This window comes from Stenotrophomonas sp. GSD10 (assembly GCF_056172695.1).
In genome coordinates, this window is record NZ_JAOCMC010000002.1 from 1,280,973 (window position 1) to 1,296,902 (window position 15,930).

Sequence of the window (15,930 nt, forward strand, 5' to 3'; positions counted from 1 at the left end):
CCGCCTGTTCAGGTTGGGGTGGACAGGGGCCTGGAATGGGGAAGGGATACCCGAGATGGTCATCTAGCCGTCATAATTCGCCTTGGTGCCGTCCTTCCCGCGACGGCTGACAGGTTTCTCAATGTTCTCTCTGCAGACCATTTTCGGTTCCGGCAAACAGTTCTACACCCTGCTCGATGAGGCTGCCGTGGCGGCCTCCGACGCCGCCAAGGCGCTGCATTCCATGCTGCGTGAGGCCGACCGCCAGCCCGCGCTGGACGCTTTCAAGCTGGCCCGCCTGCGCGAACGCGCGGCCTCGGACAAGATCAGCCAGGCGCTGGTGGACAGCTTCATGACCCCGATCGAGCGCGAAGACATCGAAGCGCTGGGTTCGGCGCTGTACAAGATTCCCAAGCAGATCGAGAAGTTCGCCGACCGCTATTCGCTGGCCACGACCCACCTGGAGCACATCGACTTCGCGCCGCGCGCGGCGATGCTGGAGCAGGCGGCCAGCGTGGTGGTGGAGATGGTGGCCGATCTGCGCCACATGAACCTGGACCGGATGACCGCGCTGAACGAGAAGCTGCGCTCGCTGGAAAACGAGGCCGACCGCCTGATGCTCGAGCTGTACCGCGACATCTATTCCGGCCGCTTGGACAACCTGCAGATGTTCCTGTTGAAGGAATTCTTCGAGATCCTGGAAAAGGCCATCGACCGTTGCCGCGAGGCCGGCGTGGTGGCGTACCAGATCGTGTTGAAGAACAGCTGACGGACGCCGCCGCATGTTGACCCTTGTCCTGGTGGTGATCCTGGCCGCGCTCGTCTTCGAGTTCATCAACGGCTTCCACGACACCGCCAACTCCATTGCCACCGTGGTCGCGACCAAGGTGCTCTCGCCCGGCTGGGCGGTGATGCTGGCCGCCTTCATGAACCTGATCGGTGCGCTGACCGGTACGGCCGTCGCCCTGACCATCGCCTCCGGCCTGCTCAACACCAACGTGGTCGATGTCACCCCGCAGGTGATCCTGTGCGCGCTGCTGGGCGGCATCATCTGGAACCTGATCACCTGGTGGAAGGGCCTGCCGTCGTCCTCCTCGCACGCGCTGATCGGTGGCCTCTGCGGCGCCGGCCTGGCCGCCGCTCACAACAACTGGGACGCGTTGATCTGGTCCGAGCGCCTGGGCAACTGGGCGCAGAACAAGGGCCTGCTGTGGAAGGTGTTCGTGCCGATGATCACCTCGCCGATCGCCGGCTTCCTGCTGGGCATCGTGGTGATGGTGCTGCTGTGGGCGCTGATCGCTGGCCTGGCCAAGGTTGGCGGTGCCATCGGTCGCCTGGCCCGTCCGCGCATCGTCAACGCCTTCTTCGGCAAGGCCCAGATCGCCTCGGCGGCCTACATGGGCTTCGCCCACGGCCACAACGACGCGCAGAAGACCATGGGCATCATCGCCATGACCCTGATCGGCGCTGAAGCCACCGGCGCGCTGGACAACCTGCCGTCGTGGCTGGCCTTCATGCACCCGGATGCGCATGCCGGTGATGGCATCGCGATGTGGATCGTGCTGACCTGTGCGGTGGTGATGGCTGCCGGTACCGCCTCGGGTGGCTGGAAGATCATCAAGACGCTGGGTCACAAGATGGTCAAGCTGCACCCGATCCACGGCTTCGCCGCGGAGACCAGCTCGGCCACCATCCTGACCCTGGCCGCCCACTTCGGCATGCCGGTATCGACCACGCACAGCATCTCCACTGCGATCATGGGCGTTGGCTTTGCCAAGAACCCGCGCTCGCTGAAGTTCGGTGTGATCGAGCGCATCATCTGGGCCTGGATCCTGACCATTCCCGCTGCCGGCGGCTGTGCGTACCTGATCCTGAAGCTGTTCGAACTGTTCGGCTGGACCTGATGCCAGCAACCCTGGGGTCAGAGCCCTTTCCCTGCGCGAAAAGGATCTGACCCCGGAGAAGAAAAAGCCCGCCGGATTTCGGCGGGCTTTTTCATGGGAGAAACAATTCTTCTGCACCCATCATGTCGACCACGGTCGACACGTACCAGAGCAGAACCAGGGTCAGAGCCCGTTGCCAAACAACGGGATCCGACCCCGTGCCGACCAACGGTCGGCACCCACCAATAGCGGCAGGAACCTGTCAGCAGCAGGAACCTCGCCAGCCCTCAGGAAGCCAGCTTTTGCCGTTGCCGTCAGGGGTGCCGGGCCGCAGGCCCGGCCCGAACCCCTCAGTTGCGCTGGAACAGCGCCTGCACATCCTTGCGGAACGCCGCCTGGCTGTCCGCCCGGCTGTAGAACATGTGGCCGCCCGGGTAGCTGCGCACCTGCACCCGGTCCGGGTTGCTGCCCATTGCCGGCATCTGGTCCACGGTCAGGATCGAACCCATGAACGGGCAGGACAGGTCATTCCAGCCGTGCACGATCAGCACCTGCAGATGCGGATCGATCGCCACCGCCTGGCGCAGCTGGGTCACCGCGCCCTGGCGCAGTTCGCCATTGCGGTCCCACAGCCGGTTCACCTCGTAATTCAGCGCCTGGTAGCGCGCATCCACCTTCCAGCCGACCACGCGCGTCACGAAGTCGACCATCGCGGTGGTGGTCGGCGCGATGATGCTGTCCAGCAACGGATCATTGGCGCGCTGTTCCGGATCGTTCGGGAACGGATCGAACGCGGTCACGTTGGAGTCGTAACGGCTGCCCAGCGTGCCCTTGTCGCGGAACACTTCGCGCAGGTAGGCCTGGGTCTCCAGGCGGCCGCCGGCACGGCGCACGAACTGGGGGTCCAGCCCGGTCAGTTCGGTCACCCGACGCAGCATCGCCTCGGTGGCCTGCGGGTCGCTGCGGCCCTTCATCAGTGCGGTGGCGTAGTCGCTGCGGGTGTATTCGACCACCTCGCGCATCGCCGCATCGGTCAGCTTGCCCTGGCGCTCCAGGTGCGCTGCGGCGATCGATGGCAGCGTCTGCATCCACGCCATCGGCGAGACGTCGGCGTTGTCTTCTAGCGTCGGGCTCAGATAGGGCGACACCAGCACCAGGCCGTTCATCGCCACGCCCAGCCGGGTCTGCAGGAAGTGGGTGATGCGCGGGCCGCGATAGCCACCATAGCTCTCGCCGGTCAGGTACTTGCGCGAGGCCATGCGCTGGTTGCGCAGCAGCCAGTCGTAGATCGAGCGCGACAGGTATTCGATATCGGCGCCGGGGTTGTACAGCTGCTTCTTGGCTTCATCGTCGCCGATGCGAGCGCGGCTGAAGCCGGTGCCGACCGGATCGATGAACACCAGGTCGGTGAAGTCCAGCCAGGTGCCCGGGTTGTCGTGCAGGGTGGCCGGCGCCGAGGCGCTGTCTCCTCCGAACCGAAGGTCACCACCTTCGGCCCGATCGCGCCCATGTTGAGGTAGACCGACGACGCGCCGGGGCCACCGTTGAGTGCGAACGTCACTGGCCGGTCCTTGCCCGGCATCGTGTAGGCGGTGAACACCACATCGGCAATCACCTTGCCCGTCTCGTCGCGTACCGGCAGGGTGCCGACGGTGGCGGTGTAGTCGAGGGTGCGCCCGGCCAGGCGCATGCTCTGGCGGGCCGAGGCGTCGGCCGGCAACGCGGGCGCTTCGCTGGTATCGCCTTTCGAATCAGGCTGGGCAGCGGGCGCGGCCAGCGCGCTGGCAGGGGCGATGAGCAGGCCGACGCAGAGCGCGGCAGTGTGCAGCAGGGACTTCATGGCACCGGATCGGCAGCGGAAGGGGATTCCGATGCTAGGCCGCCCGGGTCCCGCGACGAATGTGTCCAAAGGCATGCCCGCGCGCACTGGCCGGTTGTGGCCAGATTGGGTCAAGCGGGCAGGGCGGTGGCTGCGTCGTCGTGCGCCAGCAGGCCATACACGGCCGAGTCCGAGAGTTCGCCCTGGATGCGCCAGCGCTGGCGCAGGATGCCTTCGCGGTGGAAGCCCAGGCGTTCCAGCACCTGTGCGGAAGGCGCATTGCGCGGATCGATCTCGGCTTCGATGCGGTGCAGGTGCAGGGTGCGGAACAGGTAGGCCAGCACCTGCTGCAGGGCTTCGTGCATGTAGCCCTGGCCCTGGCGGTCGGGCGCCAGCAGGTAGCCGATCTCCGCGCGTGCGGCGTCGCGATCGACGGCGAACACCACGCAGATGCCCAGCAACGGGCCGTCCAGGGTTTCGCGTACAGCCAGCTTGAGCTGGGTACCGATGGCATGGGCGGCCAGGTCGTCGTCGATCTGTTCGCGGGCCTCGGCCGGTCGGGTCCAGGCCGGATGGTTCCACCAGCGCATCACGTCCGGATCGGATTGCAGCGCGAACAGCGCGGCAGCGTCGTCACGGCGGATCGGGCTCAGGACCAGTCGCGCACTGTGCAGCGGCAGGCCGGGGAACAACTGCGAGTGGCTGGCCAATACGGTGGTCCACACGGAGGGACGCGCATTATGGCGCCGCCGGGTTTGCCGATGGCGGCGGATGGAGCCGGGCGCCCGAACCGGTAGTGCCGGCCGTTGGCCGGCAGTCGAGGTTGCCGGCCAGCGGCCGGCACTACCGTGGATCCAGGGTCAGACTTCCAGCGAGGCCAGGTCGCCCTTGGTTTCCAGCCAGCCCTTGCGGTCCGAAGCGCGCTTCTTGGCCAGCAGCATGTCCATCAGCGAGCGGGTCTGCTCGCCGTCGTCCACGGTCAGCTGCACCAGGCGGCGCGTATCGGGGTGGATGGTCGACTCGCGCAGCTGCGGCGGGTTCATTTCACCCAGGCCCTTGAAGCGGGTCACGTTGATCGCGCCCTTGATCTTCTCGCGTTCGATCTTGTCCAGCATCGAGCGCTTCTCTTCCTCGTCCAGGGCGTAGAACACCTGCTTGCCCACGTCGATACGGAACAGCGGCGGCATCGCCACGAACACGTGGCCGGCATCGACCAGCGCCGGGAAGTGCTTCAGGAACAGCGCGGTCAGCAGGGTGGCGATATGCAGGCCGTCGGAGTCGGCGTCGGCCAGGATGATGACCTTGCCGTAACGCAGGCCGCTGATGTCATCCTTGCCCGGGTCGCAGCCGATGGCGATGGCCAGGTTGTGCACTTCTTCCGAGGCCAGCACGCTGTTGGACGACACTTCCCAGGTGTTCAGGATCTTGCCGCGCAGCGGCATGATGGCCTGGAAATCCTTGTCGCGCGCCTGCTTGGCACTGCCGCCTGCCGAGTCACCTTCCACCAGGAACAGCTCGGTGCGCGACAGGTCCTGGCTGATGCAGTCGGCCAGCTTGCCGGGCAGGGCCGGGCCCTGGGTGACCTTCTTGCGGACGACCAGCTTCTCGGTCTTCAGGCGCGCGCTGGCGCGCTCGATGGCGATCTGCGCGATCTTCTCGCCCAGCTCCACGTTCTGGTTCAGCAGCAGGCTGAAGGCATCATGCGCGGCGCCTTCAACGAAACCGGCGGCCTGGCGCGAGGACAGGCGTTCCTTGGTCTGGCCGCTGAACTGCGGGTCGGTCATTTTCAGCGACAGCACGAACGACACGCGGTCCCAGACGTCTTCCGGGGCCAGCTTGACGCCACGCGGCAGCAGATTGCGGAAGTCGCAGAACTCGCGCAGCGCCTCGGTCAGGCCGGTACGCAGGCCGTTGACGTGGGTGCCGTGCTGCGCGGTGGGAATCAGGTTGACGTAGCTTTCCTGCACCAGCTCACCTTCCGGCAGCCAGGCCACGGCCCAGTCCACCACCTCGGTGTCCTTCTTCAGGTTGCCCACGAACAGGTCGGCCGGCAGCGATTCGCGCTCGCCCAGCTCCAGCTTCAGGTAATCGCGCAGGCCGTCTTCGTAGTACCAGGTATCGACTTCACCGGTGGCTTCGTCGGTCAGCTTGACGGTCAGGCCCGGGCACAGCACGGCCTTGGCGCGCAGCAGGTGCTTGAGCGCGCGCACCGCGAACTTGGGCGTATCGAAGTACTTCGGGTCCGGCCAGAAGCGCACACGGGTGCCGGTGTTCTTCTTGCCGACGCTGCCGACCACTTCCAGCGGGGTGGCACGGTCGCCGTTGCGGAAGGTGATGCGGTGTTCGGCACCTTCGCGCTTGATGTGCACTTCCACCAGGGTCGACAGCGCGTTGACCACGCTGACGCCGACGCCGTGCAGGCCGCCGGAGAAGGTGTAGTTGTTGTTGCTGAATTTGCCGCCCGCATGCAGGCGGGTGAGGATCAGCTCGACGCCCGGAATCTTCTCCTCCGGATGGATGTCCACCGGCATGCCGCGGCCGTCATCGCTGACCTCCACACTGCCGTCCTTGTACAGGGTGATCTCGATCGAACGGGCGTGGCCGGCGAGGGCCTCGTCCACCGAGTTGTCGATCACTTCCTGCGCCAGATGGTTCGGGCGCGCGGTGTCGGTATACATGCCGGGACGGCGCTTGACCGGGTCAAGGCCGGACAGGACTTCAATATCGGCGGCGTTATAGCGGGCGTTCATCTATCTTCTAAAGCGCGGAGCGACGCGCAAGTGTGCGGTCTGTGCGGCGAATTTGCACGCCTGCGGTTCAGCCTCGGCGGCCGGGAGGGGTAAAATGGCAGCCGCTGGAATCTGAACGCCGGCGACCCCCATCGGGTCGAAACGTCCAAGCCATACCGCGAGGAGGACCTCATGAAGAAGTTGCTGACCATTGCGATCCTGGCCGCTGCCGCCGTTGCAGTGCCGCTGGTGCTGGCGCAGAACGCCGGCCAGCCGGCTCCGCAGCAGGGTGCCCAGGCCGACAAGGCGCAGTCCGAGGCGGACGCCAAGGCCAAGCGCCGTGCCCAGGCCAATGCCGAAATGAAGGCGCAGGGCCAGCCGGCCCCGCAGCAGGAAGAGGAAGAAGAGGCGAGGAAGAAGAAGTAACGCTTCCGCCCTCTGAAGCCCTTGCTGCAAGGGATTCGCCCCCGACGCCCCGCTCAGCGGGGCGTTTCTTTGGGTGATGGCCGCAACTGCCTCTTGGGTTGGCGGCCATCAATCTGTAAACTATGGCTTTCCGGGAGTAAGTGCGTGTCCACCCTTTGCGAATGGGCTGGCACGGCCAAGCGTGGCCGCCAGCAATGCGGGTCGCAGGTGACGGTCGATGTGACCGGCACGGCCACCCCGACCTCGCACGGTGGTCCCCGTCCGGCGCCTGCCGCCGCACGGCCCAGCACCTCCCTCGCTGTCCCAGCGAACCGGAAAACCCCTCTGAGCACCATGCCCGCCCTCCGGGTGCGCGTGGTGCTGCCGTTTTCCATTTCCAGACAGGATGCTTGCAGCCATGACTCCCTTGATTTTCGTAACCGGCGGCGTGGTGTCCTCGCTCGGCAAAGGCATTGCCGCTGCGTCACTGGCCGCCATTCTCGAAGCCCGTGGCCTGAAGGTCACGATGATGAAGCTCGACCCGTACATCAATGTCGATCCGGGCACCATGAGCCCGTTCCAGCACGGTGAGGTCTACGTCACCGATGACGGCGCCGAGACCGACCTCGACCTGGGCCACTACGAGCGCTTCGTGCGCACCCGCCTGAGCCGCAAGAATTCGGTCACCACCGGTCGCATCTACGAGAACGTGATCCGCAAGGAACGCCGCGGCGACTACCTGGGCGCGACTGTGCAGGTCATTCCGCACATCACCGACGAAATCCGCCGCTGCATCGACGAAGCCACCGAAGGCTACGACGTGGCCCTGGTCGAGATCGGTGGCACCGTCGGCGACATCGAGTCGCTGCCGTTCCTGGAAGCGATCCGCCAGGTGCGCACCGAGCGTGGCCCGGAGAAGGCGCTGTTCATGCACCTCACCCTGGTCCCGTACATCGGCGCGGCCGGTGAGCTGAAGACCAAGCCGACCCAGCACTCGGTGAAGGAGCTGCGCTCGATCGGCATCCAGCCGGACGTGCTGCTGTGCCGCTCCGAGCAGGCGGTACCGGATTCGGAGCGCCGCAAGATCGCCCAGTTCACCAACGTCTCCGAGCGTGCCGTCATCAGCGTGCCGGACGTGGACGTGCTGTACCGCATTCCGTCGGGCCTGCATGCGCAGGGCCTGGACGAGATCGTGGTCAACCAGCTGAAGCTGGCTGACAAGGCCGGTCCGGTCGACCTGTCGATGTGGGAAGACGCGGTCGATGCGACCCTGCACCCGCTGGACGAAGTGACGATCGCCGTGGTCGGCAAGTACGTCGACCACCAGGACGCCTACAAGTCGGTGGGCGAGGCGCTCAAGCACGGCGGCCTGCGCCAGCGCACCAAGGTCAACCTGAAGTGGCTGGAAGCACAGGACCTGGAAGGCACCGACATGGCCGCGCTGGCCGATGTCGACGGCATCCTGGTGCCGGGTGGCTTCGGTGACCGTGGTTTCGAAGGCAAGGTGCTGACCTCGAAGTTCGCCCGCGAGCAGCAGGTGCCGTACTTCGGCATCTGCTACGGCATGCAGGCGGCGGTGGTCGATTACGCACGCAACGTGGTCGGCCTGGAAGGCGCCAACAGCACCGAGAACGATCGCCAGTCGCCGAACCCGGTGATCGGCCTGATCACCGAATGGCGCACTGCCAGCGGCGATGTCGAGAAGCGCGACGACAAGAGCGACCTCGGCGGCACCATGCGCCTGGGCCTGCAGGAACAGCGCCTGAAGCCGGGCACGCTGGCCCGCGAGCTGTACGGCAAGGACGTGGTTGCCGAGCGTCACCGCCACCGCTACGAGTTCAACAACCGCTACCGCACCCAGCTGGAAGACGCTGGCCTGGTGATCGCCGGCAAGTCGATGGACGACACCCTGGTGGAAGTGGTGGAACTGCCGCGTGATGCGCACCCGTGGTTCCTGGCCTGCCAGGCGCATCCGGAGTTCCTGTCCACGCCGCGTGACGGCCACCCGCTGTTCATCGGTTTCATCCGCGCCGCGCGCGAGCGCAAGGCCGGCGGCAAGCTGCTTTCCGAAGTGCGCGCCTGACGTCGGTGAGGGCTTCGGGTGAGTCGTGACCCGTGGCAGGCGCTGGAAAACCAGCGCCGCCGCCGGCACTGGAGGCAGTGGCCGTGGGGCCTGGTCGCACTGGGCCTGGCGGTGCTGTTCACCGTGGGCATGTTCGGGCTGGTGCTGATCGGTGCCGCGTCCGTGCGCCCGCCAGGTGATGGTGGCAGCGCCTTCAACCTGCGGGCCTGCTTCATTGCGCTGCTGGCCGGGGAGTTGGTGGCGGCCGTAGGCTGCGTCGCTGCCGCCGGACTGGCCTGGCGACTGAATCGCGGCAAGGTGGCCGCCGGCCTGGCGATCATCCTGCTGTCGCTGTGGCTCGGCGCGCTGTTCTACGGGCTGCTCTGATGAATGCGACCCTGGCAACGCGTGATCGGCCCTGGGGCCTGATCGCGCTGGCGCTGGCGGTTCTTTCCTGGGCTGGGCTGACGGTAGCCGTGCTCGCCTTCGCCGCCAGTTTCGGCTCGCCCGGCGATGGCAGTCACGGCATTCAGGCCATGCAGCTCTGGATCCTGGCTGCGCTCGCCATGCTGGTGCTGTCGTTCGTCGGCAGTCTGATGGCGATGGTGATGGCCTGGCGTCGCCGCCGCGGCGGCGTGTTGGCTGCCATAGCCGGCGGCCTGCTGGTGGTGATGATGTCGTTGATCCTGATGGTGATCGGGGCCAGTCTGGCCTGACGGCGCCCGCGCCATTTGGCAAGTGGCGGGCAGCCGGGGATAATCACGCGGCATTCGTTTTGTCGCCCCCTCTCCAGACAGGTAACCGGCCCGACCATGAGTACGATCCGCAGCATCCATGCCCGTGAAATCCTCGACAGCCGTGGCAATCCCACGCTGGAAGCCGAAGTCATCCTGGAGGACGGTTCGTTCGGTCGCGCCGCGGTTCCCTCCGGCGCCTCGACCGGCACCAAGGAAGCGGTCGAGCTGCGTGACGGCGACAAGACCCGTTACCTGGGCAAGGGCGTGCGCAAGGCCGTCGACAACGTCAACACCACCATCGCCGCCGCGCTGAAGGGCTTCGAGGCCACCGACCAGGTCGGCCTCGACCGTCGCCTGATCGACCTGGACGGCACCGAGAACAAGGGCCGCCTGGGCGCCAACGCGCTGCTGGGTGTTTCGATGGCTGCCGCGCACGCCGCCGCCGCATCGAACAAGCAGGCACTGTGGCAGTACCTGGCCGCCAAGACCGGCGTGACCCCGTCGCTGCCGGTGCCGATGATGAACATCATCAACGGCGGTGCGCACGCCGACAACAACGTCGACTTCCAGGAGTTCATGGTGCTGCCGGTGGGCTTCACCTCGTTCTCCGAAGCGCTGCGTGCCGGCACCGAAATCTTCCATTCGTTGAAGTCGGTGCTGAAGGGCCACGGCCTGAGCACGGCCGTGGGCGACGAAGGCGGCTTCGCACCGGACTTCCGCAGCAACGTTGAAGCGCTGGACACCATCCTCGAAGCGATCGGCAAGGCCGGCTACACCGCCGGTGAAGACGTGCTGCTGGGCCTGGACGTGGCCTCCAGCGAGTTCTTCGAGAACGGCAAGTACAACCTGGTCGGCGAGAACAAGCGCCTGACCTCCGAGCAGTTCGTCGACTTCCTCGCCGACTGGGCCGCGCAGTACCCGATCATCACCATTGAAGACGGCCTGGCCGAGAACGACTGGGCCGGCTGGAAGCTGCTGACCGACCGCATCGGCAAGAAGGTGCAGCTGGTCGGCGACGACCTGTTCGTGACCAATCCGAAGATCTTCCAGGAAGGCATCGACTCGGGCACCGCCAACGCGATCCTGATCAAGGTCAACCAGATCGGCACCCTGAGCGAAACCCTGGAAGCGATTGCCATGGCCGACCGTGCCGGCTACGCCGCCGTGGTCTCGCACCGTTCGGGCGAAACCGAAGACACCACCATCGCCGACATCTCGGTGGCTACCACCGCCACCCAGATCAAGACCGGCTCGCTGTGCCGCAGCGATCGCGTGGCCAAGTACAACCAGCTGCTGCGCATCGAGGAAGCCCTCGGCGCCGGCGCGCGTTACGCCGGTCGTGACGCGTTCGTTTCGCTGAAGCGCTGAGCCGATGCGCGACTGGCGCTGGATGCTGCTGGTGCTGGCCCTGTTGCTGGGCTGGCTGCAGTATCGCTTCTGGTTCGGCCCGGGCAATTCGGGCGAAGTGATGATGCTCGAAGCCCAGGTCGCCAACCAGGAGCGGGACAATGAGGGCCTGCAGCAGCGCAACGATGCGCTGGCTGCGGAAGTGAAGGACCTCAAGGAAGGCCAGTCCGCCATCGAGGAACGCGCGCGCAGTGAGCTGGGCATGATCAAGCCCGGCGAGAAGTTCTACCGCGTGGTCGAGGATGCGCCGGTCCCTCCGGCGCAGCCCGCTGCGGGCGTCAGTGCCCAGGCCGGCGAACATCCGGCGGACGTGCCATGAGCGCGGCGATCTGGGTGGTGGTTCCGGCCGCCGGTCGTGGCGCGCGGTTTGGTGCGCCGTTGCCCAAGCAGTACCTGCAGGCGGGTGGACAGATCCTGCTTGCCCACACCCTGGACGCGCTGCTCGCGCACCCGGCCGTGGCCGGGGCGATGGTGGTGATCGGCCAGGATGATGCCGACTGGCCGGGCTGGAGTGAATGGGCCGGCAAGCCGGTGTTGACCTGCACCGGCGGCGCGACCCGTGCCGCCTCGGTACTGGCCGGGTTGCAGGCGCTGCCAGACTCGGTACGCGCCGATGAATTCGTGCTGGTCCACGATGCGGCGCGGCCGAACCTGTCGCCGGTCGATCTGGGTCGTCTGCTCGAAGTAGGGCGTGCCGATCCGGTCGGCGCGATCCTGGCCGCGCCAGTGCGCGACACGCTCAAGCGTGCGGGCGACGACGGTGGCATCGATGCCACCGAGCCGCGCGAACGCCTGTGGCGTGCACTGACGCCGCAGCTGTTCCGTCGCCACCAGCTCAGCCGTGCACTGGCCGAGGCGGCCGCCGCTGGCGTCGAAGTGACCGACGAGGCGATGGCGATGGAGCGCCAAGGCCAGCGCCCGCTGCTGGTGGAAGGCAGCGAGGACAACTTCAAGGTCACCACCCCGGCCGATCTGGACCGGTTTGAATTCGTACTTTCCCGCCGCGCTGGCTGATTGTCCGCGCGGCCCTGCTGCAAGGGTTGCATCCATGAGCACCGCACCGTTCCCGCCCGTCCGCATCGGCCAGGGCTACGACGTCCATGCCTTCGGCGAAGGCGATCACATCATGCTCGGCGGGGTGAACGTACCGCACAGCTGCGGCGTGCTCGCACACAGCGACGGCGACGTGATCCTGCACGCGTTGTGCGATGCAATGCTTGGTGCGCTGGCGCTGGGCGACATCGGCCAGCATTTCCCGCCGAGCGACGACCGCTGGAAGGACGCCGACAGCAGCGACTTCGTGCGTCACTGCGACAGCCTGCTGCGCGAGCGCGGCTGGCGTGTCGGCAACACCGACATCACAGTGATCTGCGAGCGTCCGAAGGTCGGTCCGCATGCACTGGCCATGCGCGAGCGCATTGGCGGTCTGCTGCAGCTGCCGCTGGATGCGGTCAGCGTCAAGGCCACCACCTCGGAGAAGCTGGGTTTCACCGGCCGCGGTGAGGGCATCGCGGCGCAGGCCGTCGTGCTGCTGGTGGCGGCATGATCCCGGTACCGCTCGCGTTCGGTACGCCGTTGCTGACGGCACGCATCCGCACCACGCCGGAAGATTTCCAGGTGGACGAACTGCCGGCCTTCGAGGCCACCGGCGAAGGCGAGCACCTGCTGCTGCACATCCGCAAGCGCGGTGCCAATACCGTGCATGTGGCCAAGCTGCTGGCCAAGTGGGCCGGCCTGCCGGAAATGGCGGTGAGCTACGCCGGCATGAAAGACCGACACGCGGTCACCACCCAGCGCTTCAGCGTGCACCTGCCCAAGCGCGTCGCGCCGGATCTGGCCGAACTGGCCAGCGCTGAGATCGAGGTGATCGAGGCCACCTGGCACAACCGCAAGCTGCAGCGCGGCGCATTGGCCGGCAACCGATTCAAGCTGGTGCTGCGCGAGGTGCGGGGCGATGCCGCTGCGATCAGCGAGCGCCTGCAGCAGATTGCCGAACGCGGCCTGCCGAACTGGTTCGGCGAGCAGCGCTTCGGCCGCGACGGCGGCAACGTACCGGCGGCGCTGGCCATGTTTGCTGGTCGGCGCATGCGCAAGGATCAGCGTTCGCTGTTGTTGTCCGCGGCCCGTTCGGCGCTGTTCAATCGCGTGCTGGCCGCGCGCGTGGAGCGGGGCAACTGGGATCAGCCACTCGACGGCGAGGTGTGGATGCTCGACGGCAGCCGTAGCGTGTTCGGCCCCGAGCCGTACACCGACGTGCTGGCCGAGCGCCTGGCGCGGTTCGACATCCATCCCAGCGCACCGCTGTGGGGCGAAGGCGAACTGCGCAGCGCCGACGCCGCGCGCGAACTGGAGCTGGCCGCACTGGATGACGAGGAGTCCAAGGCACTGCGTGCCGGGCTGGAAGATGCGCGCCTGAAGCAGGAGCGTCGCGCGTTGCGCCTGCGTCCGGCGCTGTTGCAGCACCAGTGGCTGGCCGACGACGTACTCGAGTTGTCGTTCGCGCTGCCGCCGGGTTGCTACGCCACCGCCGTGCTGCACGAGCTCGGCCCGGTCGAAGACGCCTCACAGGCCTGAGCCGGGCACACGGTAGAGTCGACTGTCAGTCGACTTACGCGCGCAGCGCGGGGTTTTCGCGTGCCGTTGGAGCAGCAGTCGACTAACAGTCGACTCTACCTGGATACATGGCGTCCCCTTTCTTCAGCGTCGTGCCAGCAGTACCAGCACCGCGCCGGTGCCGCCTTGCCCGGTGGGCGCCGAATGGAAGGCCAGCACGTCGTTGCGCAGCCGCAGCAGGCGGTCGACCAGGTTCTTCAGCACCGGCGCACCACCATCGGACTGCAAACCCTTGCCGTGGATGATGCGCACGCAGCCGTACTCGTGTGCATGCGCTTCCTGCAGGAACTGGCGCAGCAGAACCTCCGCCTGCGCGGCGGTGGCGCCATGCAGGTCCAGTTCGTCCTGCACCGAGTACTGGCCTCGTTTGAGACGCTGGAACAGGCGTGGCGGCAGATTGTCGCGGCGATAGCTGGCCACGTCGCCCGCCTCCAGCGGCGAACTGTCACGCAGCAGCCGCGCGAACTCGCCGGCCGCTTCAGCCTCATCGCGCTCGGCCATGCGCGCGCGCGGCTTCGGCCGGGGCGCCGCGGGTGCCGGCTCGGCATCCTTGCGCAGCGGCGTCACTGCGCCGATGGCCGCGCGGAACAACGCGGCCGGATCTTCGTCTTCAGGGTGCGACATGCGCACAGGGTAAACCGCCGGCGCAGGTCTGCCTATGACGGTTCGATGTCGGGCGTGACCGCCGGCAGGGTAGGACCGGCGGCTCGCATGCGGCACAATAGATGATGCCCTTGCAGGGTCGACCGCTTCCTCAGGGGAGCGCGACGGTCCCGCCCACACTGCACGGTGATGGAATCGAATTCTTGGAAAATCAAGCGGTTAAATCGAAGATGCGAATCCTGGTCAGCAATGACGATGGTGTCGACGCCGCAGGCATCCGGATGCTTGCCTCAGTCCTGCGCGAGGCCGGACACGAAGTGACGGTGGTCGCACCCGACCGCGATCGCTCCGGTGCCAGCAATTCGCTGACCCTGGACCTGCCGATCCGGCTCAAGCGCATCGACCACTACACCGTCTCGGTGGCCGGTACACCAACCGACTGCGTGCACCTGGCGCTGACCGGCCTGCTTGAATTCGAGCCTGACATTGTCGTGTCCGGCATCAACAACGCCGCCAACCTCGGCGACGACGTGATCTATTCCGGCACCGTCTCGGCGGCGATGGAAGGCCGCTTCCTCGGCCTGCCGGCGGTGGCGGTCTCGCTGGTCAGCCGCAATCACGACCCGAAGCATTTCGAGACCGCCGCGCGTGCCGCGGTGGAGATCGTCGCCCGGCTCAAGGCCGACCCGTTGCCCGCTGATACCATCCTCAACGTCAACGTGCCGGACCTGCCGTGGAACGAGGTCAAGGGCTTCGAAGTCACCCGCCTGGGCAACCGCCATCGCGCCGAAGGCTGCATCGCGCAGAAGGATCCGCGTGGCAACGAGGTGTACTGGATCGGCCCGGCCGGCCGCGAGCAGGACTCCGGCCCCGGTACCGATTTCCACGCCGTGCGCACCGGTCACATCTCGATCACGCCGATCCAGGTCGACCTGACCCGCTACCAGGCACTGGAGAAGGTGGCCAGCTGGGTCGGCGGCCTCAGCGCCGCGCTGGACCCGCAGGCATGAGCCCACGCCTGCGCCTGCAGCCTGAAGCTGTCGGTATCGGCATGACCTCGCAGCGCGTGCGTGATCGTCTGGTCGACCGTCTGCGTGAAGCCGGCATCGTCGACGAGTCCACCTTGAACGCGATCCGGGTCGTGCCGCGTCATCTGTTCATCGACGAAGCACTGGCCTCGCGTGCCTATGAAGACACCGCGCTGCCGATCGGCCATGGCCAGACCATCTCGCAGCCCTGGGTGGTGGCGAGGATGACCGAGGCCGTGCTGCAGGTGGCGCCGAAGCGCGTGCTGGAAGTCGGCACCGGCTCCGGCTATCAGGCGGCCATCCTCGGCGCGCTGGGGCTGGAGGTCTATACGGTCGAGCGCATCGGCGACCTGCTGCGACAGGCGCGCAAGCGCTTCCGCGCGCTGGGCATGAACATCCGCACCAAGCATGACGATGGCCGCGTTGGCTGGGCCGAGCACGGTCCGTTCGATGCCATCGTGGTCACCGCGGCGGCACCGGCGCTGGTTGATGCACTGGTGGAGCAGCTGGCCGAAGGCGGGCGCCTGGTGGCCCCGGTCGGCGGGCCGGGCGGGCAGTCACTGGTGCAGCTGGACCGCAAGGCCGATGGCAGCATCGAACAACGCGTGCTGGCGCCGGTCACGTTCGTGCCGCTGCTGTCTGGCATGCTCGACTAATCCACGGAG

Annotated in this window: 16 protein-coding genes and 1 pseudogene; 13 read left to right on the forward strand and 4 right to left on the reverse strand. The window is 66.8% G+C overall.

Features of this window, described 5'->3' with window-relative positions:
- The first annotated feature begins 121 nt into the window (after window positions 1–121).
- Window positions 122–748, forward strand: coding sequence for a DUF47 domain-containing protein (locus tag N4G47_RS06220; RefSeq protein WP_006431321.1), 627 nt, complete (start codon window positions 122–124; stop codon window positions 746–748).
- A 13-nt stretch (window positions 749–761) separates the two neighbouring features.
- Window positions 762–1,883: an inorganic phosphate transporter gene (locus tag N4G47_RS06225; RefSeq protein WP_057495877.1), complete on the forward strand. Its 1,122-nt coding sequence runs from the start codon at window positions 762–764 to the stop codon at window positions 1,881–1,883.
- Window positions 1,884–2,212: 329 nt separating this feature from the next.
- Here the strand turns inward: N4G47_RS06225 and N4G47_RS06230 are convergent.
- The 3 genes and pseudogenes from N4G47_RS06230 to parE all read right to left on the reverse strand — a co-directional run bounded on the left by N4G47_RS06230 (window position 2,213) and on the right by parE (window position 6,431).
- A pseudogene (locus N4G47_RS06230) lies at window positions 2,213–3,702 on the reverse strand (S10 family peptidase).
- Window positions 3,703–3,812: 110 nt separating this feature from the next.
- Window positions 3,813–4,391 (reverse strand): GNAT family N-acetyltransferase, encoded by a 579-nt coding sequence (locus N4G47_RS06235; protein ID WP_475285903.1) that lies wholly within the window; start codon window positions 4,389–4,391, stop codon window positions 3,813–3,815.
- A gap of 150 nt (window positions 4,392–4,541) precedes the next feature.
- Complete coding sequence (gene parE, locus N4G47_RS06240; RefSeq protein WP_006431439.1) at window positions 4,542–6,431, reverse strand: DNA topoisomerase IV subunit B; 1,890 nt, start codon at window positions 6,429–6,431, stop codon at window positions 4,542–4,544.
- Between the two features lie 171 nt (window positions 6,432–6,602).
- On the opposite strand from parE, the gene N4G47_RS06245 reads away from it, so the two are divergent.
- The 9 genes from N4G47_RS06245 to truD all read left to right on the forward strand — a co-directional run bounded on the left by N4G47_RS06245 (window position 6,603) and on the right by truD (window position 13,595).
- Entirely contained in the window at window positions 6,603–6,836 is a 234-nt protein-coding gene (locus N4G47_RS06245; RefSeq protein ID WP_475285905.1) for a hypothetical protein, read from the forward strand.
- A gap of 397 nt (window positions 6,837–7,233) precedes the next feature.
- Window positions 7,234–8,898 (forward strand): CTP synthase, encoded by a 1,665-nt coding sequence (locus N4G47_RS06250; protein ID WP_057495881.1) that lies wholly within the window; start codon window positions 7,234–7,236, stop codon window positions 8,896–8,898.
- A gap of 18 nt (window positions 8,899–8,916) precedes the next feature.
- Window positions 8,917–9,264: a hypothetical protein gene (locus N4G47_RS06255; protein WP_475285907.1), complete on the forward strand. Its 348-nt coding sequence runs from the start codon at window positions 8,917–8,919 to the stop codon at window positions 9,262–9,264.
- Window positions 9,264–9,593: a hypothetical protein gene (locus tag N4G47_RS06260; protein ID WP_475285909.1), complete on the forward strand. Its 330-nt coding sequence runs from the start codon at window positions 9,264–9,266 to the stop codon at window positions 9,591–9,593. Before N4G47_RS06255 ends, N4G47_RS06260 begins: the two co-directional genes overlap by 1 nt.
- A gap of 96 nt (window positions 9,594–9,689) precedes the next feature.
- Window positions 9,690–10,982 carry a phosphopyruvate hydratase gene (eno, locus tag N4G47_RS06265; RefSeq protein WP_475285911.1) on the forward strand — a complete coding sequence of 431 codons (1,293 nt, stop codon included), beginning with the start codon at window positions 9,690–9,692 and terminating at the stop codon, window positions 10,980–10,982.
- Between the two features lie 4 nt (window positions 10,983–10,986).
- Window positions 10,987–11,340, forward strand: a complete 354-nt coding sequence (gene ftsB / locus N4G47_RS06270) for a cell division protein FtsB (RefSeq protein WP_107233104.1) — start codon at window positions 10,987–10,989, stop codon at window positions 11,338–11,340.
- Window positions 11,337–12,035 (forward strand): 2-C-methyl-D-erythritol 4-phosphate cytidylyltransferase, encoded by a 699-nt coding sequence (gene ispD, locus N4G47_RS06275; protein ID WP_475285913.1) that lies wholly within the window; start codon window positions 11,337–11,339, stop codon window positions 12,033–12,035. The genes ftsB and ispD overlap by 4 nt, the downstream gene beginning before the upstream one ends.
- Before the next feature lie 34 nt (window positions 12,036–12,069).
- Window positions 12,070–12,567: a 2-C-methyl-D-erythritol 2,4-cyclodiphosphate synthase gene (ispF, locus tag N4G47_RS06280; protein WP_475285915.1), complete on the forward strand. Its 498-nt coding sequence runs from the start codon at window positions 12,070–12,072 to the stop codon at window positions 12,565–12,567.
- Complete coding sequence (gene truD / locus N4G47_RS06285) at window positions 12,564–13,595, forward strand: tRNA pseudouridine(13) synthase TruD (RefSeq protein WP_475285917.1); 1,032 nt, start codon at window positions 12,564–12,566, stop codon at window positions 13,593–13,595. The genes ispF and truD overlap by 4 nt, the downstream gene beginning before the upstream one ends.
- Before the next feature lie 123 nt (window positions 13,596–13,718).
- On the opposite strand, the gene N4G47_RS06290 is transcribed toward truD, so the two are convergent.
- Window positions 13,719–14,258 (reverse strand): Smr/MutS family protein, encoded by a 540-nt coding sequence (locus tag N4G47_RS06290; protein WP_475285919.1) that lies wholly within the window; start codon window positions 14,256–14,258, stop codon window positions 13,719–13,721.
- A gap of 209 nt (window positions 14,259–14,467) precedes the next feature.
- Between N4G47_RS06290 and surE the strand changes: the two genes are divergently transcribed.
- Together surE and N4G47_RS06300 are read left to right on the forward strand one after the other, a co-directional pair.
- Window positions 14,468–15,247, forward strand: coding sequence for a 5'/3'-nucleotidase SurE (gene surE / locus N4G47_RS06295; protein ID WP_475285921.1), 780 nt, complete (start codon window positions 14,468–14,470; stop codon window positions 15,245–15,247).
- Window positions 15,244–15,921 (forward strand): protein-L-isoaspartate(D-aspartate) O-methyltransferase, encoded by a 678-nt coding sequence (locus N4G47_RS06300; protein WP_475285923.1) that lies wholly within the window; start codon window positions 15,244–15,246, stop codon window positions 15,919–15,921. Before surE ends, N4G47_RS06300 begins: the two co-directional genes overlap by 4 nt.
- Window positions 15,922–15,930 lie beyond the last annotated feature (9 nt).